This is a genomic window from Aminobacter sp. BE322, from assembly GCF_050433525.1.
GTDB lineage: Bacteria > Pseudomonadota > Alphaproteobacteria > Rhizobiales > Rhizobiaceae > Aminobacter.
In genome coordinates this window covers 139,357-157,047 of the sequence record NZ_JBNPXB010000010.1, presented here as the reverse complement: position 1 = coordinate 157,047, position 17,691 = coordinate 139,357, and the positions used below count along the sequence as shown (strand labels likewise).

Here is a 17,691-nt window from a genome sequence, read left to right as displayed (position 1 = left end):
CCGTCGAGGAGAGGATATGGCAATGGACCGCCGGTCATTCTTGAAGGCATCGTTCGCCGCGTCGATCGCGGCTTCGGCTCCGACGCTCCTGATGAGGGCTGCCGCGGCGAATCCTGCATCATCGACGAGCGCTGGCCAGCCCACCTTGCTGCGGGTCGTCAAGCGAACGATCGAGGTCAATGGTCGCGCCGCTACTGTCTTCGGGCTGCAGCAGAAGGACGGCAGCCACGGCATTCGCATCCGCGCCGGCGAGCGATTCAACGTGCTCCTGGCGAACGAGGCGGCCGAGCCCACGATCGTCCACTGGCACGGCTTGACGCCGCCCTGGCCGAGCGACGGCGTTGCCGGCGCGCCGATGCCGCTGCTCGACGCCGGCGCCGAGCGGGCGTTCGACTTTCCGGTCGCTCTGCCCGGCACCAACTGGATGCACGCCCACACCCTGCAGGAGCAGCAGCTTCTCGCGGCTCCCCTGGTCGTCGCCGATCCGCGCGACGACGGCCGAGACGAACAGGAGGTGGTTGTCCTCCTGCATGATTTCTCGTTCACCCCGGCGGGCGAGATACTCGAGAAGCTGAAAGGCGGCGGCCATGGCGATCAGAGCCAGGCTACGGGCGGCATGAAGATGGACGGCATGCAGATGGATGGCATGCAGATGCCGGGCGGCGGCGCCATGGATCTCAACGACATCGAGTACGACGCCTATCTCGCCAACGACCGTACCCTCGACGATCCAGAGATCATTGCAGTGGAGAAGGGCGGCCGCGTAAGATTGCGGCTCATCAACGGCGCCACCGCAACGGCCTTCACGCTGGATCTCGGCGAATTGCAGGGAACTCTCGTCGCCGTGGACGGCCAGCCGGTCGAACCGGTCACGGGCCAGCGCTTCCCGGTGTCCATGGGCCAGAGGGTCGACGTGAGGCTGGAACTGCCGGCCGACAAGCGCTCGTTCCCGGTGCTGGCGTTGCGCGAAGGCGCTGTCCAGCGCACGGGCTTCATCTTGAGGGTCGGCGACGCTCCGGTCGCGAAACTGTCCCCGGCCGGCGATCAGGCCGGGCCTGTCCTGGACCTCGATCTGGAGGCCCGGCTCCGCGCAGTTTCGCCGCTGGCCAAGCGTACCGCCGACCGGCGTTTCGACCTGGCCCTGGGCGGTTCGATGACGCCATACCAATGGAGCCTCGCAGCGGACCCCGCAATCACGGTCGCGCCCGGAGAGCGGGTGGAGGTCACCATGGCGAACAAGTCGATGATGGCCCATCCGATGCATCTGCACGGGCATCATTTCCAGGTCGTCGCCATCGACGGGGCGCGTTTCTCCGGCGCGATACGTGATACGGTCCTGTTGCCTCCCGGCCGCTCGGTGACGATCGCGGTCGATGCGGACAATCCCGGTCAATGGGCGTTCCACTGCCACCATCTCTACCACATGGCTACGGGCATGATGACGACCTTCGCCTACGCGGCCTGACCGTCGGGTTGGGCAGGCGCGAGTACCGCTCGCGCCTGCCCTCGAGAACACATCCAAAGCCAATGAACCGGAGGTTTTGACCAGTATGGGTGCGCAATCCGCATTTACACGGCGTGGCGCGATCTTAGCGCTCGCCGGAGCCGCGATCGGCCTGGTGCTGTCGGTGGGTGGGGCAGGGGCCGCCGATGGCTACCAGACTGCCGACGGACTGGCCGTATACCTGGGCATCATCCCCGCAGCCGTGGTCAAGGGGCACCCGGCGGGGCATCCCGAAGCCGACATGCATGGCGGGGCGCCCGCAGGCGCTCATGTGCGGCATGTCGTGGTCGCCGTGTTCGACGCCAAGAGCGGGGACCGCGTCGAGAACGCGACCGTGGCGGCCACGATCTCGGGCCTGGGCCATGTCGGCCGCAAGCGGGTCTCGTTTGAACCGATGGCGATTGCAGGGACGGTGACCTATGGCGGCTTCGTCGATTTCGCTGGCGCCGACCGCTACCAGATCGCTGTCGAGGTGAGCGTCCCGGGCCGGGACAAGCCCGTACGCCTCGATTTCACCGACGAACATCTGCGCTGACCAGGTCGACCCGCAGCAATCTATGGAGATCCGACGGGCGCGACGCGTCCCGGTGGAGGACGGCGGCGCTGGTTGCGTCCTGCCGGTCGGGACCGTCGTCGAGGCCCCTCGAAGAGGCCTTCCCCCTCAATGCGTGTGGGATGATTCCCTGTCCGCTGGAGACGATGGTTGCCGTGGCTGGCTCCCATGCTTGCCATGGCCGCGATGCATGAACATGTGCAGCAGCGGGCAGGCGAGGATGACCAGGAACGGCAGCCATGCGAGGAGGTTCGCCCGGTCGGCCACGACATAGACACCCGCAGCGGCGAGCAGGCCGGCGAATGCGATTTTGGCAGTGAGCGAAAATTGCCGCGGCTTCTCGCCCTGATGTTGGTTCGGTGATCTCGTTTCCATGGTCAATCCCCAGGCAGGAGCGCGCACGCTCGGAAGTCATGGACGCACAATGCGCCGGGGCCGGGCGCCGATTCCTTGATCTCGGTTAAAGTCCTTTGGTGGATGCTGCGACGGCATGGCGATCGGGCAGGGGCGGCCCGACAAGCGCCCCTCAAGCCGTGGGGAGCCCGTCGAAGTCGCGCGCGAGGTCGACGACCGGGCATGAGCAGGAGCCTATGCGCACGTCCAGGCCGGCGTCCAGGAGCCTGTCTCTTTCGGGCGCCGCGACGAAGCCGCAGATGAACCTGTTGACCCCGCTGCGCAGCACCAGGTCGCATGTCGCTTGTCCGGTACGTTGGGTGTTGGGTTGAAACGACCGGGTCGCCGCGGCCAGATCCAACACCAGCAGGCCGTCGCTCTTCGCAAAGAACGGGCTCAGCATCACCAGATTGCCGCTTACAACGACAAGGATGGCTATGGGCGGCGGCTGCCGCGGGGGTGAAATCGAGGATGCCATGCCTGACCCGGATGAATGGAACCCAAATACGATTGGAGCAGCGAACTCCTTGTCGGGCTTTAACCTCAATCAATCAAATAGCAAGGCGGCCTGTGGCCGCCGCCGGGCGATCCGTTCGCGCGGCATTTCTGCCCGCGTCGCGCGTTTGATCAGGATCAATGCGGCGAAGGTCGACTTGTCGTTGATTGCGATGGTGAGGTTCACACGACGGGCGCGTGCACCAGGTTGATTCTGACGCGCTCGGTGTCGACAAGACGGGCGAATACTGCGGTGGGCGTGAGCGAATGCTTCGGCTTCTAGCTCTTTTGTTCTTGTACGCGGCGACGTTGCTATCAACGGAGCCGGCGTCGGCCAGCGGCAACCATCTGGACGAGATGTCCAATGGACCTGCGGTCGTCCTAGCGCTGGCCATGGCGCCGGCAGGCGACGAGACCCGTTGTGCTTCCGAGCGGGCATGCTGCATGGCCATGCATGCCCCCTGCCAGGCGTCCTATTTCAACGATCGGTGGGAAGGACCGCAACCCCGGTCGAATTCGTCCCGCGTGACCTCCATGCGCAACGATTGCCTGCGCTCCCACATCCTCGGCCGCGATCCACCGGTACCTCGAAGCCGCTCCATCTAGGCCGTCGGACACAGGCTGCGCATCGCTGCATTGCATAGGTGCCGCCGCCCGCCGATGGACCGCGCGGTCGAACCGATCGTCTCGAACGCGAGCGGTCGGAACCAAGCATCCTCATCCTTGGCTGTGGAGCAGCCGCCGAAACGGGCCTGGGCCCGGGAGGTGTACTATGAGCTTGAATCAAGCATTGAGATATCCGGATGTCCGATCGTTCCGTGGCGATTGGGATCATGTCGCACGCGGATGGAGCGAGCCGAATATTCGTGCGCTTTCTGGCGCCGGGACCGGCGACCCCAAGAAAGCCGCCGCGGGCCAGATCGATCGGCATCCGAGCACCGCAAACAGCGAAGGCAAGGCGGAGGCGTCCGCGCTCCTGTCCGTGGTGCGCCCGGATCCGGAGCGGCACCGCCTGATCCCCCAGTTTCGCACCGGCGACCGCAAGTTCGAGGCGGGCCGCGACCTGTTCGAAATCGGCTTTGACGGACACACCATCTACAATCTGCTGGACGGCTGGGTTGCGCTCTACACGCTGCTGGAGGATGGGCGGCGGCAGATCGTGCAGTTCGGCCTGCCGGGGGCGGTCCTCGGCATCCTGCCCTGCGAAGGCGAGCAGTCGACCTTCGGCGTCCAGGCCCTGACCGACGTCGTCGTTTCGGTGATCCCGTACTCCTCCCTCGTTTCATACAGCCGCGACGATCCGGCAATGGGCCTTCGCCTGGCGCGGCTGTTTGCCCGCGACTGCAGCCTGGCATTCAGTCACCTGACCAGCATCGGCCGGCGGTCGGCGCGCGAACGGGTGGCGCATCTACTTCTGGAGCTCTTCATACGGTTTCGCGCGCAGTGGCCCGGAAACCGGATCGAGGAGATGTGCCTGCCACTGACGCAGGAGCAGATCGGCGATGCCACGGGGCTCACCTTCGTGCATGTCAACCGTGTGCTCAGCGCGCTGCGCAAGGAACGCATAGCCGAGTTCCACTACCGGCGGCTCCGCATCCTCAACCCGGACAAGCTGATGGACGTCGCCGGCGTCGATCCGCAGATGGCGGCGGCCTGGATGGCGCGGAGTTGGCCCAAACGCGAGCAGGCGTGAAATCACTGGCAGGCGGGCGGCGCACGGTCCGAGCCGCCCAGCTGCCGTTCATCGGGCCGCATCCGCCAAAGTGCTGCTCGGGACAAAATTAATGTATAGACAAAATACGCAGGTGGTATAGTATTTAATAAGATTACCAACGCGGTAATGTTTGAATAATTTTTTGGTTACTTGGTATTAAAAGAAGGATTGATCAATGCCCAAGATCTCTCGACGCGCCCTTCTTTCGGTCGCTACCGCCGCTCCCTTCTTGGCGATGCTGCCGCGCATCGCCCTGGCAGACGGGCACGATGTCCTTCGCATCGGCATCGCCGGCGAGACCGGGGATCTCGACCTGCTCCAGAACGTGTCCACGCTGTCCTCCTACACGGTGGTTTTTGACGGCCTGATCCACTACGGGCCCGGGGGCACCCTGCAGCCGGGGCTGGCCACTGCATGGAAGGTTGCCGAGGATGGGCTTTCGATCAGCTTCGACCTGCGCGAAGGCGTGACCTTCTCCGACGGCACGCCCTTCGATGCGGCGGCGGCGGAGTGGAACCTGAAGCGCTGGCTGGGCGTCGCCGATTTTTCCTGGATCGGCATCGCCGACGCCTATGACAGCATCGTGGTGGACGCGCCCAACAAGATCACGGTGAAACTCAAGCGCCCCGTGCCCGCCGCGCTGCTGGAACTGACCATCGTGCGGCCGGTGCGTTTCCTGTCGCCCAAGGCGGTGGATGCCAACGGCAAGCAGACGGCCCCGATCGGCACCGGACCATGGATCGTCGAAAGCTACTCCTCCACGGGCACGACCCTTGTGCGCAACGACGGCTATTGGGGCGAAAAGCCGGCGTTCTCGCGGATGGAACTGAAGGTGGTGCCCGACGAACTGGCGCGGGCGAACGGCCTGCGCGCCGGCGAACTCGACATCATCGGCGGCGAGTGGGTCGCGCCGCTGTCGCCGCGCCGCGCCCGCGCGTTGGCCAGCGACGGTGTCACCGTGGTGGCCGAACCCGGCACCGCGACGACAATCCTGGGCTATTCGCCGAAATCGCCGATGATGCAGGACAAGGCCGTGCGCGACGCGATCTTCGTCGGCATCGACCGCGCCGCGGTTGCCGCGGTGCTGTTCGAGGGCTACGCCGATCCGACGGTGGACATCTTCCCGACCACGGTGCCGACGGCGGGCAAGCGTCACGACGTGCCGAAGCGAGATCTGGCGGCGGCCAAGGCGGCGCTGACCGCCGGCGGCTGGACCGCGCAAGGCGCCGGGTTCTCCAAGGACGGCAAACCGCTCGCGATCGACTTCCTGGTGTCGGACGAGTCATTCCCCGGCTCGCGCCGGATCGCCGAGATGCTGCAGGCACAGCTGACCGAGGTCGGTTTCAAGGTCAACATCTCGTCGGTGGACACCGCCGTGATGCACCAGCGCCGGCCGGACTTCGAATACGACCTGACCTTCTTCGGCAACTACGGCGCGCCCTACGACCCGCACGGGTCGCTCGGCGCCTCCTTCGTCACCGCGGTCGATACCGGGCCGGACGGCAAGATCTATGTGTCGGACGACCTGGACAAGCTTGTGCTTGCGGCGCTGGAGACCGCGGGCGATGCCCGCGAGGCGGCGATGCAGTCGGTCTATGACTGGATCTACGACAATACCGCGGCCTGCCCGCTGGTGGTGACCCAGCGGCTCTGGGCGGTGTCGTCGCGCGTCAAGGGCTTCGCGCTACCGGCGACCGACTACGACCTGCCGTTCAAGGGTCTGACGCTGGCCTGAACCGAACAGAAAGGGCAAGTCCCATGCAACGCATGTTCATGCGAAGGACGGGGCTTGCCCTGTTGCTGATGGTTGCCGCCAGCGCGCTGACCTTCGTGCTGATCACGGCCGCTCCCGGAAATGTCGCAGCACTGATCGCCGAACGTTCGGTCGGCGCCGGTGCCGATGGCGCGATTATCCGCCGGATCGAGCAGGAACTGGGCCTGAACGACCCGCTGCCGGTACGCTATCTGCGCTGGCTTGGCGACGCGGCGAAAGGCGATTTCGGCGTCTCGCTCCGCTCGGGCAAGCCGATGGCCGAGGAGTTCGCGACCCGCATCCCGGTTACGGCGACGCTTCTCGCCGGGGGCGGGGTCCTGGCGCTGGTGCTGTCGCTGGCGTTTGGGATCGCCGGGGCCGTCTCGAACGGCGGCGTGGTCGACCGGCTGCTGCACGGGCTGGCGCTGCTTGGTGCCTCCACTCCGAATTTCTTCGTTGCGGCGCTGCTCGTCATCGCCTTTTCCGTCGGGCTCGGCTGGCTTCCCAGCTTCGGCGTGTCCGGCATCCGCTCATGGCTCATGCCGTGGTTGACGATCTCGCTGTTCCCGGGCTCGGTGCTGGCCCGGGTCGTGCGGGTGAACCTGCAGGAGGCGATGTCGCGGCCCTTCGCGACGACCGGCTTCGCCAAGGGACTGACCCGACGCGCGGTGCTCGTGCGCGAGGCGCTGCCCAACATCCTGATTCCGTTCATGACCACCTTCGGCGCCCAGTTCACGCTGATGATGATCGGCGCGATCGTGGTCGAACGCGTATTCGGGCTGAACGGCATCGGCGCCTTCTTCATCGAGGCGATCCGGTTCCGCGACTTCATCGGCATGCAGGCGGTGCTGCTGCTGTTTGTGGTCTTCTTCGTCACCGTCAACCTGATCGTCGACATCGCGGCGATGCTCGCCGATCCGCGGCTGCGCCGTCCGAAGAGGGCCTGAGATGAACATGCGCTCCTGGCCCTGGGCGGTCCTGACCCCAGCCGTCCTCTTTGTCCTCGTCGGCCTGTTCGCGCCGCTGCTCATGACCCAGGATCCCGCGGCGCAGGACTACGGCGCGATCCTTCAGGGGCCGTCGGCGACGCATTTCCTCGGCACCGACTATCTCGGCCGTGACATGTTCAGCCGCATCATCGGCGGCGCGCGCACCTCGCTCACCGCGATGACAGTGGTGCTGGCGGCGGCGCTGGCGATCGGCGTCGTCATCGGCTCGTTCGCGGGCTACGTCGGCGGACGCACGGAACTGGTGTTGATCTCGCTCATCGACATCGCCCTGGCGCTGCCCAGCCTGATCATCGCGCTGGCCCTGATCGGCGTCTTTTCGGGTGACGCCTGGACCTGGCTCTCGGACTTCTGGAAGATGGTCATCGCGCTGACGCTCGCCTGGTGGGCGAACTATGCGCGCATGAGCCGCGCCGTCGTGGTGGCCGAACTGCAGCAGCCCTACATCGAGGCTGCGCGGGTGATGGGCGCGAGCCACCTTTGGATATTCGCGCGCCATATCCTGCCGCATGTGCTGGGCCTCGTCGTCGTCTATGCCAGCGCGGACGCAGGTGCGCTGGTGCTCGCCATCGCCACGCTTTCCTTCCTCGGCCTCGGGGTGGCTCCCCCGACGCCGGAGTGGGGCCAGATACTGGTCGATGGCATGAGCTACATCGAGGAATATCCGAGCCTGGTCATCATCCCGGGGTTGGCGCTCACCGCCGTGGTGGTCAGCTTCAACCTGCTCGGAGAAGCCTTTGCGCTGCAAAAGGTGCCGCGCGCCGTGCGCGGCGGATTGCTGCGGCGCAAACGGGCGGCGCGGGCGACGGAAGAAGCGGCGCGCAAGGCTGCCGAAGCTGCGGAGGCGAGGGCATGAGCGGTTCCACTTCGACATCGGCCGGAGCCCCGCCCGTCTATGCGGTCGAGTCCCTGGTCATCGATCTCTACACCCCGACGCTTTCGGTGCGCGCGGTGGACGGCGCGAGCTTTCACGTCGCCCCGGGCGAGACGCTGGCGGTGGTCGGCGAAAGCGGCTCTGGCAAGACGGTGATGACGCTCGGGCCGCTCGGGCTGCTGCCCGAGGGCGTCGCGGTCGATCTTCGTGGTGCTGCGCGCGCCGACGGGCGCGACCTGCTGACGATGTCCACGAAAGACCTGTCGGCGCTGCGCGGCGGCTATTTCGGGGTGATCTTCCAGGATCCGATCAGCGCGCTGAACCCGATGCTGAGGATCGGCCCGCAACTCGCCCGGCAGGCCGAACTCTACCAGGGCCTCTCGCCCGAGGCCGCGCGCAAGGAGGCGGTCTCGCTTTTGGCGCGCTCCGGCATTCCCGATCCCGAGGACCGGTTCAACCGCTATCCGCACGAATTGTCGGGCGGCATGCTGCAGCGCGCGATGATCGCGCTGGCGCTCGCCGCGCGGCCGCGCGTGCTGATCGCCGACGAGCCGACGACGGCGCTCGACGCCACCGTGCAGGCGCAGATCCTGTCGCTGATCCGCCAAATCCAGAAGGAGGACGGCATCGCCGTCATCCTCATCACCCACGACATCGGCGCGGTGTCGGTCCTGGCCGACCGGGTAATGGTGCTCTACGCCGGGCAGGTCGCCGAGGAGGGGGGCGCGGTCGACGTGCTGACCGACCCGATACACCCCTATACACGCGGGCTTCTCGCCTCGGTGCCCGATTTTCGCTCCGAATCGGCCGTGGGCACGCGCGAGATCCCGGGCCTGCCGCCCAACCAGGCCTCGCTCGAGGCGGGCTGCCGCTTTGTCGACCGCTGCGACAGGGCGCGCCCCGGCTGCCGCACGCGGCGGCCGGAACTGACCGCCGTCCGGCGCGGCACTGCGCCACGGCGAGTCGCCTGCCCGGTGGTTCTGGAAGAAGAGGGGATCGCCCATGGCTGACACGCCCGTCATTGCAGCCCGCGACGTCAAGGTGCATTTCCGCACCGCGGCGGGTCTGGTGCGTGCCGTCGACGGGGTCGACCTGACGGTTCCCGCAGGTGCGTTCCATGGCATCGTAGGGGAATCGGGCTGCGGCAAGACCACGCTCGCCCGGGCGCTGATCGGGCTCCAGCCCGCGACGTCGGGCGAAGTACGCATCGCCGGGCGCGACCGCGCCGAATGGCAGCGAACCGACCGGCTGGGCTTTGCCCGCGCCGTCCAGTTCGTGTTCCAGGACCCTCTAGGCTCGATGAGCCGGCGGCAGACAGTGGGCCAGACGCTGGAAGAGCCGTTGCTGATCCACGGCTCGGGCAACGCTGTGCAACGTCGCGCCCGCATCGCCGAGCTTCTCGATCTCGTGGCACTGCCCGCGAGCGTGCTCGATCGCCTGCCGCGCTCGCTCTCGGGCGGACAGCGGCAGCGCGTAGCCATCGCACGGGCGCTGGCGCTCGGACCGCAACTTCTGATCGCGGACGAACCCCTGTCGGCGCTCGACGTGTCGGTCAGGGCACAGATCGTCAACCTCTTCGCGCGGCTGCGCGACCAGCTAGGCCTGACCATCGTGATCGTTGCCCACGACCTCGCCATCGTGCGCGAGGTGTGTTCGGACGTGACGGTGATGTATCTCGGCCGCGTGGCCGAGGAGGGCGCGACGAAGCCGCTGTTCGCCGATCCCGCCCATCCCTATTCGCAGGCGCTGCTTTCGGCCGTGCCTTCGCCCGATCCGCGCATCGAGGCGGTGCGCCCTCGCGTGCTGCTCGCAGGCGACCCGCCCAGCCCGCGCAACCCGCCGCCGGGGTGCCGCTTTTCGACCCGCTGTCCGGTGGCCGAGCCCGCCTGCCGGACCGAGGAGCCGGCGCTCCGCGCCGTCACCCATGGCGGCCGCGCGGCCTGCCTTCTGGCCGATGCCGCGCGCCATGCCCGGATTGCCCATGCATGATCTAGGTCCAGCCACGAGGCTGCAGGATGCTGGCGACTTGGGTTCGCACGGTGTGTGGGAGGGTGTGCGGGCCGATTGCCCGCCGTACTCCAGGCGCGGCGGTCGCCCGCAATAGGCCCCCTCGGGCTATTTGAACAGCTTCATGATTGCAGCCGCGACGGTGCTGTCGTCGCCGTCATCGTCTTCGGCGCTGTCGCCGTGGTCGTCGTCGCCGCCGTGGTCGTCGTCGCCACCGTCGTCATCGCCGCCGTCATGATCGCCGTCGTCGTCGTCGCCACTGTCGCCGTCATGGCCGTCAGAGCCGCCGCTATCGCCGCCATCCGAACCCGAGCCGTCATCATCGCCGTCGGCCATGGCAACGGCGGCAGCCAGCTTGGGCAGGGCGCCGTCGAAGCTCAGATGAAAGGGCGCGACGGTCAGCGCCAGCGCCGCCGAGGCCCGCAGCATGAGCAGGCTGACGTGGACGAGAGATTTCGAACGCATCGGGATTTCCTTTGCATGGTGTCGATCTTGGCAAGCCCCGCGTCGAGCATTAGAGAATCGCTAATATTCGTCAACATGCGTCGTTCGCGTTGCCGTCGCTGGCCGGAGCCTTGGTTAAGCGTTCATTGCGCGTGGCTGGCCCCGCCTCACTTTTGCAATATCGAGGCAGCAGAGCCAATTTGCCACGGCAGGTCCACTAGTCACGGCGCTTGCGGCGCATTATGGGCAATGGCGCGCTAGAAACAGGTTGGCAGCGAGATTTCGGGGACTGAATGACACAGTTGATGCCGTCCGACGCGGACGGCCGAATTCTGACAGCCGGATTGGCCCCGATCGTCGATCCCGCGGCCGAAAAGGCGCTCGTTCGCCGGCTTGCTTCGCATTGCAACCGTTTCCGCGATCCCGACGACCGGCGTGCCGCCTTCGAACTGGCGGTGACGCTGATACCGTTCCTGGCGATGCTGGCAGTGCTGGTCTGGCTGGCCGCCTATGCCGATCCGCTGCTCGGCAACTGGCGCTGGGGTGTCGTCGGGCTGCTGGCGCCGGTCTGCGCGGCGTTTCTGGTAAGGCTGTTTGCGATCCAGCACGATTGTGGCCATGGCTCCTTCACCAGTTCGCGGCCGGCAAACCGCCTGATCGGGCGCGTGCTGAGCGTGTTCACCTTCACGCCCTACACGCTCTGGCAAAAGGCGCACGCCGTGCACCATGGCTCGTCGGGCAATCTCGACAAGCGCGGCATCGGCGACATCGATACGCGGACGGTCGCCGAATACGAGGCGATGACCACCGGCCAGCGGCTGATGTACCGCATCTATCGCAATCCGGTGGCGCTGATCGTGATCGGCGTGCCCGTGTATTTCCTGGTCATGCACCGATTGCCCTACAACGACGCGATACCACGGGTCGAGGCCTGGCGGAGCGCCGGCGGCCTCAACCTGGCGCTGCTGGTCGTCTATGGCGGGCTCGTCTTCCTGGCCGGCTGGGCTGTGATGCTGGCGATCCTGCCCGTCGTCGTGATGGGCGCCTGGGTCGGCGGCTGGCTGTTCTATGTCCAGCACCAGTTCGAGGAGACGCGCTGGGACGCGGGCGAGGCGTGGGACCTGCATGTCGCGGCTTTCGGCGGGAGTTCCTGGTATGCCTTGCCCGCCGTGGCCCAGTGGATCACCGGGTCGATCGGACTGCACCACATCCATCACCTGTGCAGCCGGGTTCCGTTCTACCGGCTGCAGGCCTGCTTCGACGGCAGCGCGGAACTTCGCGAGGCCAGCCAGAACGTGAAGCTGACCTTCTGGAAGAGCGTGGCCTGCATCAATCTGGCGCTGTGGGACGAGAAGCGCCGGCGGCTGGTGACGTTCGCCGAATCCCGCGCTTAGAGCGTTCCGCTTTTCTTCGAATCGCGAAAACGCTCCTTGGTTTGACGCAATTCCGGACGGAAAACCGCTTCGCAATTGTCCTGGCATTGATCGAGGCGACGCGGCAGGTCACGGAAATCCGTTCTGCGAACGACTTCAGAAACTTCTTGAAGGATGGCTGGGGCGCCAGGATTCGAACCTGGGAATGTCGGTACCAAAAACCGATGCCTTACCGCTTGGCGACGCCCCATCAACAAGCCGCAGGCGGGACAAGAACAGCGCCGCGTGCGAGTCAATCGACCGCCGCCTTATAGGCAGTGCGCGGCAAAAGCACAACGCGCCTTTTGCCGCTTATCCCAAGCCGGCTGGCCGGATCATTCGCCCCAGACGGCCAGTTCGTTGCCGGCCGGATCGGTGAAGTGGAACCGCCTGCCGCCGGGGAACGAGAAGATCGGCTTGACGATGGTGCCGCCCGCTTCCTCGACGGCGCGCAGGGTCTCCTCCAGCGCCTCGGAATAGAGGATGGGCAACGGCTTGGCCTGAACCTCCGCCTGGAAGCCGCCCTCGAGCCCCTCGTCGAAGGCCGAATAGTCGGGGCCGTAATCGGTGAAGCTCCAGCCGAACGCCGAGCTGTAGAATGCCTTGACGTGATCGATCGTGCCGCCGGTTGCCGACATCTCGATGTAGTCGAGCTTACCCGTTTTCCTCATAGCGATCTCCCCAATGTGTTCTTGAAATGTTCTATAGGAGCCGGGGCGCCGCCGCAAGCACCGCGGCTGCCGCGGCCATTAATCGATTGTAGAACGCCGCGTGTCGGAACTGCGCCTTGCCTTTCGCAACGCAGCATCCTATCGCTCCCCGTGAAGCGTATGGCAGCCACCGTGCGCTGCACACTCAGTCGGCGAGGAGAGGGCATGACCAAGTGGGTCTACAGGTTTGGCGACGGTGCGGCGGAAGGGCGTGCGGGCGATCGCAACCTGCTCGGCGGCAAGGGGGCGAATCTCGCCGAGATGTGCAGTCTCGGCCTGCCGGTGCCGCCCGGTTTCACCATCACCACCGAGGCCTGCAACTGGTATTACGCCAACGGCCGCAATTATCCAGAGACACTGGAGGCGGATGTCCGTGCCGCGCTCGATCATGTCGGCGCGCTGACCGGCCGCAGCTTCGGCGATCCGGAAAGGCTCCTGCTCGTTTCGGTGCGCTCGGGCGCCCGCGCGTCGATGCCCGGCATGATGGACACCGTCCTCAATCTCGGCCTCAACGACGTCACCGTCGAGGCGCTGGCCAGGGACGCAGGCGACGCGCGCTTTGCCTATGACAGCTACCGCCGCTTCATCACCATGTATTCCGACGTGGTGCTGGGCCTCGACCACGAGGTGTTCGAGGAGATCCTGGAAGACGAGAAGGCGCGGCTCGGCCACGAGCTGGACACCGATTTTTCGGCCACCGAGTGGCAGCATGTGATCGGCCTCTACAAGGCCAAGGTGGAGGAGGAACTCGGCCGCTCCTTCCCTCAGGATCCGCATGAGCAGCTGTGGGGCGCGATCGGCGCGGTGTTCTCGAGCTGGATGAACCACCGCGCCATCACCTACCGCCGCCTGCACGACATCCCCGAAAGCTGGGGCACGGCGGTCAACGTCCAGGCCATGGTGTTCGGCAACATGGGCGACACCTCGGCGACCGGCGTCGCCTTCACGCGCAACCCCTCGACGGGCGAGAAGATGCTCTACGGCGAGTTCCTGGTGAACGCGCAGGGCGAGGACGTCGTTGCCGGCATCCGCACGCCGCAGAACATCACCGAGGCCGCGCGCATCGCCGCCGGCTCCGACAAGCCCTCGCTGCAGAAGCTGATGCCGGAGGCTTTCGCCGCCTTCGTGTCGATCTCCGATCGCCTCGAAAAGCACTACCGCGACATGCAGGACCTCGAGTTCACCATCGAGCGCGGCAAGCTCTGGATGCTGCAGACGCGATCGGGCAAGCGCACCGCCAGGGCGGCGCTCAGGATCGCCGTCGAGATGGCGGCCGAGGGGCTGATCTCAAAGGAAGAGGCGATCGGCCGCATCGATCCGGGCTCGCTCGACCAGCTGCTGCACCCGACCATCGACCCGAAGGCCCAGCGCGAGGTGATCGCGGTCGGCCTGCCGGCGTCGCCGGGAGCGGCCACCGGGGAGATCGTGTTCTCGTCCGACGAAGCTGAGGAGATGAAGTCGGCCGGCCGCAAGGTCATCCTCGTCCGCATCGAGACCAGCCCCGAGGACATCCACGGCATGCATGCCTCGGAAGGCATCCTGACGACGCGCGGCGGCATGACCAGCCACGCGGCGGTGGTCGCCCGCGGCATGGGCAAGCCCTGTGTTTCCGGTGCCGGTTCGCTGCGTGTCGACTATCGCACGGGCACGCTGACGGTGATGGGCAAGACCTTACGCAAAGGCGACATCATCACCATCGACGGTGCCAACGGCCAGGTGCTGAAGGGTGCCGTGCCGATGCTGCAGCCGGAATTGTCGGGCGATTTCGCCGCCATCATGGAATGGGCCGATGCGGCGCGGCGCATGAAGGTGCGCACCAATGCCGAGACGCCGGCCGATGCGCGCATGGCGCGCTCGTTTGGTGCCGAGGGCATCGGGCTGTGCCGCACCGAGCACATGTTCTTCGACGGCGACCGCATCGTTGCCATGCGCGAGATGATCCTTGCCGACACCGAGAAGGACCGCCGCAAGGCGCTCGACAAGCTGTTGCCGATGCAGCGTTCGGACTTCCTCGAGCTGTTCGAGATCATGGCCGGGCTGCCGGTGACGATCCGACTGCTCGACCCGCCGCTGCATGAATTCCTGCCGAAGACCGAGGAAGAGATCGCAGAGGTCGCCGAGGCGATGAACGTGCCGGCCGACAAGCTGCGCCAGCGCACCGAGACCCTGCACGAGTTCAACCCGATGCTCGGCCATCGCGGCTGCCGCCTCGCCGTCTCCTATCCCGAGATCGCCGAGATGCAGGCGCGCGCCATCTTCGAGGCCGCCGTCGAGGCCGGCAAGAAGACCGGCAGCCCGGTGGTGCCCGAAATCATGGTGCCGCTGGTCGGCCTGATGAAGGAGCTCGACTACGTCAAGGCGCGCATCGACCAGGTCGCCCAGAGCGTGATGCAGGAGAGCGACACGAAGATCGACTACCTGACCGGCACGATGATCGAGCTGCCGCGCGCGGCGATCCGTGCGCATGTGATCGCCGAGGCGGCCGAGTTCTTCTCCTTCGGCACCAACGACTTGACGCAGACCACCTTCGGCATCTCGCGCGACGACGCGGCGTCGTTCCTCGAGACCTATCGCCAGAAGGGCATCATCGAGCAGGACCCGTTCGTGTCGCTCGACGTCGACGGCGTCGGCGAACTGGTGAAGATCGCGGCCGAGAAGGGCAGGGCGACGCGGCCCGAGATCAAGCTCGGCATCTGCGGCGAACATGGCGGCGACCCTGCCTCCATCCGCTTCTGCGAGAGCGTCGGGCTGGATTACGTTTCGTGCTCGCCCTTCCGCGTTCCGATTGCACGGCTTGCAGCCGCGCAGGCCGCGGTGAAGGCGCGGCAGTAACGCTGCAAGCGTCTGATCTTACTTGGTTATACCCAAAATGCGTTTTGGGTATAACTGTCGGTCTCAGGCGAGTTCGCTGACCAGCCCGTCGATTGCTGGCCTCTGCTTCAGCGAGGCGCTGATTGCCTCGCGCCACTTTGGCCCGCCATCCAGCGCGGTTTCGTAGGCAATGGCCAGTTCCTGGGGCCGGTCTTCGAGCAGTATCCGGATCAATGCTTCGGCTTGTGCGAGATCCTTCGGGATCTTTGCCAGACCCGGCCCTGATCGTCGCTGCGCGACGATCAGCTTGTGGATGGCGTAGCGCTCGGGCCTCGGTATCTGCACCAGGACGCCGCTTCTGTAGAGCGCCACGGCCGGTATCGGATCCGCGATCAGGAAGTTCAGGAACGGCAGGGTCTGCGCATAGACGTCGAGCGGTTCGAGGCGGACGATCTCATCCTTGCTTTGCATCCGCGGAGCCAGGAAATCGACCGTCGCACCACCGCCTTTGAGGCGCCATCGCGTCGACCTTCCCCTTGGGTCGAGGCCGGGGGCCGGTTCAAGGGACAGGCTCTTGAAGGTTTCGGCCAGTGATGGATCGACCCGATCGTCGATCGCCAGCTTCAGGTTCTCGAAGGCGGCGATGTCGACGTCGTGCGTGACGGCAAGCGAGCCTGCGAAGGTGAACCCGAGTTCCGCCCCGTAGAGCCGGAATGCGTGCGTGCCGACCAGGGTTCCTCCCAACCGGAACACGCCCACCCTTGCCATCGCGTTCAGGATGCTGCCGGTCTGGCGATCCACCGTGGCCAATCCCGCGGCTCGCAGCTGTGCCACAAGGATCGCGCAGTTTCGTTCGAACTGCTTCTCATATTCGACAGCCTCCTGCATGCGCGCGATGCGCTGGCGAAGGTCCTCGCTGTCGGGGCCGATGTAACGATCGACCGGCTTGTCGCCGATCTTCTGGCGAGCATACCAGTACTTGCCTTGCGGCAGCTGCTTGAGAAAGGGCGCGCCGGCGATTTCGCTGACGTTGCGCATGCGGTGCGCCTCGAGAAGATCCTGATAAGCGGTATGGGCCGAGAGAGGCAGGCGCATCGATATACCCTACGTCAAGATTTCGCGTAGGGTATATCGAATCGATACCCTACGCAAACAGCTGGCGTAGGGTATCACGATCCTGCCAAGGCGGTTCCGTGGACTCGAACGGCCCGACGCGTCTCTCAAGCCGCGGCGCAGAAAGCCTCGACGACACCGACATAGGCTTCGGCCAGCTTCGCCACGTGGCTGTTGCTGCGCGCGGCCGATTCGACCTTGAGCTTGCCGCCCGCGACGGGGAGCGAGAGCAGCAGGTATTGCCGCCGCGCGCCGTCGCCGATGGAGGCTGCGGCGACGTGCTTTTCCTCGCCGTCCTCGTCGACGCGCATCTTGAACAGCAGGATGCCGCCCACCGTTTCGAGCGCATCGTCGACCATCTGGGCAAACTCCGTCTCGGAGATGCCTTCGGCGATGGCCGGAGGCGCATCAGCCGGAACTGCGGCTTCCTGTTCAAGTACCGCAGTCTCGACGGGCTGCTCGATGGCGGTGATTTCGGACGGCGACAGTTCCGGCTGAACTGAAGCTTCCAAGAGCGGTTCGTCGAGTTCCATGATGGGAACCTCGTCGGTGTCGGCGGTATCCTCGTCGGCCGTCGATACGGCGATCGGCTCTTCGTCTTCCGTGGCGGTGGCCTCAAGCTCGCCTTCGCTCGCGCCGGGGCCCGAGACAGCGACGTCGCCGACCTCCTCCGGGAGCGCAACTGCGCCATCCTCGGCGGTATCGAGTTTCGCCTCGGCGGCAGCCAGGTCCTGTTCGATGGCCTGCGACTCTTCCGGAGCCGTCTGCTCCTCCGAGAGCATCTCGTGCTGCGGGGACTGCTCGTCCTCCGCGCGGGGCTGCGTATCCATGTGATCCCTCACATTAGTCTACCCACCACGCCAGCCGGTAATAAAGGTTAACCGGGACCGTGGCCGCAATA

At 66.0% G+C, this 17,691-nt stretch carries 17 protein-coding genes and 1 tRNA gene; 10 read left to right on the top strand and 8 right to left on the bottom strand.

Annotated features, from left to right (window positions below):
• Positions 1-22: 22 nt before the first annotated feature.
• Complete coding sequence (locus J2X50_RS15785) at positions 23-1,465, top strand: multicopper oxidase family protein (RefSeq protein WP_429096391.1); 1,443 nt, start codon at positions 23-25, stop codon at positions 1,463-1,465.
• A gap of 85 nt (positions 1,466-1,550) precedes the next feature.
• Entirely contained in the window at positions 1,551-2,039 is a 489-nt protein-coding gene (locus J2X50_RS15780) for a hypothetical protein (RefSeq protein WP_347965581.1), read from the top strand.
• A gap of 126 nt (positions 2,040-2,165) precedes the next feature.
• Here the strand turns inward: J2X50_RS15780 and J2X50_RS15775 are convergent, their stop codons facing one another.
• From J2X50_RS15775 to J2X50_RS15765, 3 genes are all read right to left on the bottom strand, one after another.
• Complete coding sequence (locus tag J2X50_RS15775) at positions 2,166-2,294, bottom strand: DUF2933 domain-containing protein (RefSeq protein WP_429096451.1); 129 nt, start codon at positions 2,292-2,294, stop codon at positions 2,166-2,168.
• 289 nt (positions 2,295-2,583) lie between these two features.
• Positions 2,584-2,928 (bottom strand): hypothetical protein, encoded by a 345-nt coding sequence (locus J2X50_RS15770; protein WP_347965579.1) that lies wholly within the window; start codon positions 2,926-2,928, stop codon positions 2,584-2,586.
• Between the two features lie 69 nt (positions 2,929-2,997).
• Positions 2,998-3,132, bottom strand: a complete 135-nt coding sequence (locus J2X50_RS15765; RefSeq protein ID WP_429096389.1) for a hypothetical protein — start codon at positions 3,130-3,132, stop codon at positions 2,998-3,000.
• Between the two features lie 591 nt (positions 3,133-3,723).
• Between J2X50_RS15765 and J2X50_RS15760 the strand changes: the two genes are divergently transcribed.
• From J2X50_RS15760 to J2X50_RS15735, 6 genes are all read left to right on the top strand, one after another.
• Positions 3,724-4,638 (top strand): Crp/Fnr family transcriptional regulator, encoded by a 915-nt coding sequence (locus J2X50_RS15760; protein ID WP_429096387.1) that lies wholly within the window; start codon positions 3,724-3,726, stop codon positions 4,636-4,638.
• Positions 4,639-4,834: 196 nt separating this feature from the next.
• The gene (locus J2X50_RS15755) at positions 4,835-6,394 is read left to right on the top strand and encodes an ABC transporter substrate-binding protein (protein ID WP_429096386.1); all 1,560 of its coding nucleotides are present in this window, start codon (positions 4,835-4,837) and stop codon (positions 6,392-6,394) included.
• Between the two features lie 23 nt (positions 6,395-6,417).
• On the top strand, positions 6,418-7,359 hold the full coding sequence (locus J2X50_RS15750; RefSeq protein ID WP_429096384.1) for an ABC transporter permease: 942 nt from the start codon (positions 6,418-6,420) through the stop codon (positions 7,357-7,359).
• A gap of 1 nt (position 7,360) precedes the next feature.
• Positions 7,361-8,275 (top strand): ABC transporter permease, encoded by a 915-nt coding sequence (locus J2X50_RS15745; protein WP_429096383.1) that lies wholly within the window; start codon positions 7,361-7,363, stop codon positions 8,273-8,275.
• Positions 8,272-9,303, top strand: a complete 1,032-nt coding sequence (locus J2X50_RS15740) for an ABC transporter ATP-binding protein (protein WP_429096381.1) — start codon at positions 8,272-8,274, stop codon at positions 9,301-9,303. Before J2X50_RS15745 ends, J2X50_RS15740 begins: the two co-directional genes overlap by 4 nt.
• A complete protein-coding gene (locus J2X50_RS15735; protein ID WP_429096379.1) occupies positions 9,296-10,282 on the top strand; it encodes an oligopeptide/dipeptide ABC transporter ATP-binding protein in 987 nt (328 codons plus the stop codon). The genes J2X50_RS15740 and J2X50_RS15735 overlap by 8 nt, the downstream gene beginning before the upstream one ends.
• 126 nt (positions 10,283-10,408) lie before the next feature.
• Here the strand turns inward: J2X50_RS15735 and J2X50_RS15730 are convergent, their stop codons facing one another.
• Positions 10,409-10,765: a hypothetical protein gene (locus tag J2X50_RS15730; protein ID WP_429096378.1), complete on the bottom strand. Its 357-nt coding sequence runs from the start codon at positions 10,763-10,765 to the stop codon at positions 10,409-10,411.
• Positions 10,766-11,037: 272 nt separating this feature from the next.
• Here J2X50_RS15730 and J2X50_RS15725 point away from each other — a divergent pair, with 272 nt between their 5' ends.
• Positions 11,038-12,138, top strand: a complete 1,101-nt coding sequence (locus J2X50_RS15725) for a fatty acid desaturase (RefSeq protein WP_429096377.1) — start codon at positions 11,038-11,040, stop codon at positions 12,136-12,138.
• A 154-nt stretch (positions 12,139-12,292) separates the two neighbouring features.
• On the opposite strand, the gene J2X50_RS15720 is transcribed toward J2X50_RS15725, so the two are convergent.
• Both J2X50_RS15720 and J2X50_RS15715 read right to left on the bottom strand, forming a co-directional pair.
• Positions 12,293-12,367: transfer RNA gene (locus J2X50_RS15720), tRNA-Gln, on the bottom strand.
• A gap of 124 nt (positions 12,368-12,491) precedes the next feature.
• Positions 12,492-12,827: a VOC family protein gene (locus tag J2X50_RS15715; protein WP_429096376.1), complete on the bottom strand. Its 336-nt coding sequence runs from the start codon at positions 12,825-12,827 to the stop codon at positions 12,492-12,494.
• A gap of 204 nt (positions 12,828-13,031) precedes the next feature.
• Here J2X50_RS15715 and ppdK point away from each other — a divergent pair, with 204 nt between their 5' ends.
• Entirely contained in the window at positions 13,032-15,698 is a 2,667-nt protein-coding gene (gene ppdK / locus J2X50_RS15710; RefSeq protein ID WP_429096375.1) for a pyruvate, phosphate dikinase, read from the top strand.
• Between the two features lie 63 nt (positions 15,699-15,761).
• Here the strand turns inward: ppdK and J2X50_RS15705 are convergent, their stop codons facing one another.
• Positions 15,762-16,772: a nucleotidyltransferase family protein gene (locus J2X50_RS15705; protein WP_429096373.1), complete on the bottom strand. Its 1,011-nt coding sequence runs from the start codon at positions 16,770-16,772 to the stop codon at positions 15,762-15,764.
• Between the two features lie 125 nt (positions 16,773-16,897).
• Entirely contained in the window at positions 16,898-17,620 is a 723-nt protein-coding gene (locus J2X50_RS15700; RefSeq protein WP_429096372.1) for a hypothetical protein, read from the bottom strand.
• Positions 17,621-17,691 lie beyond the last annotated feature (71 nt).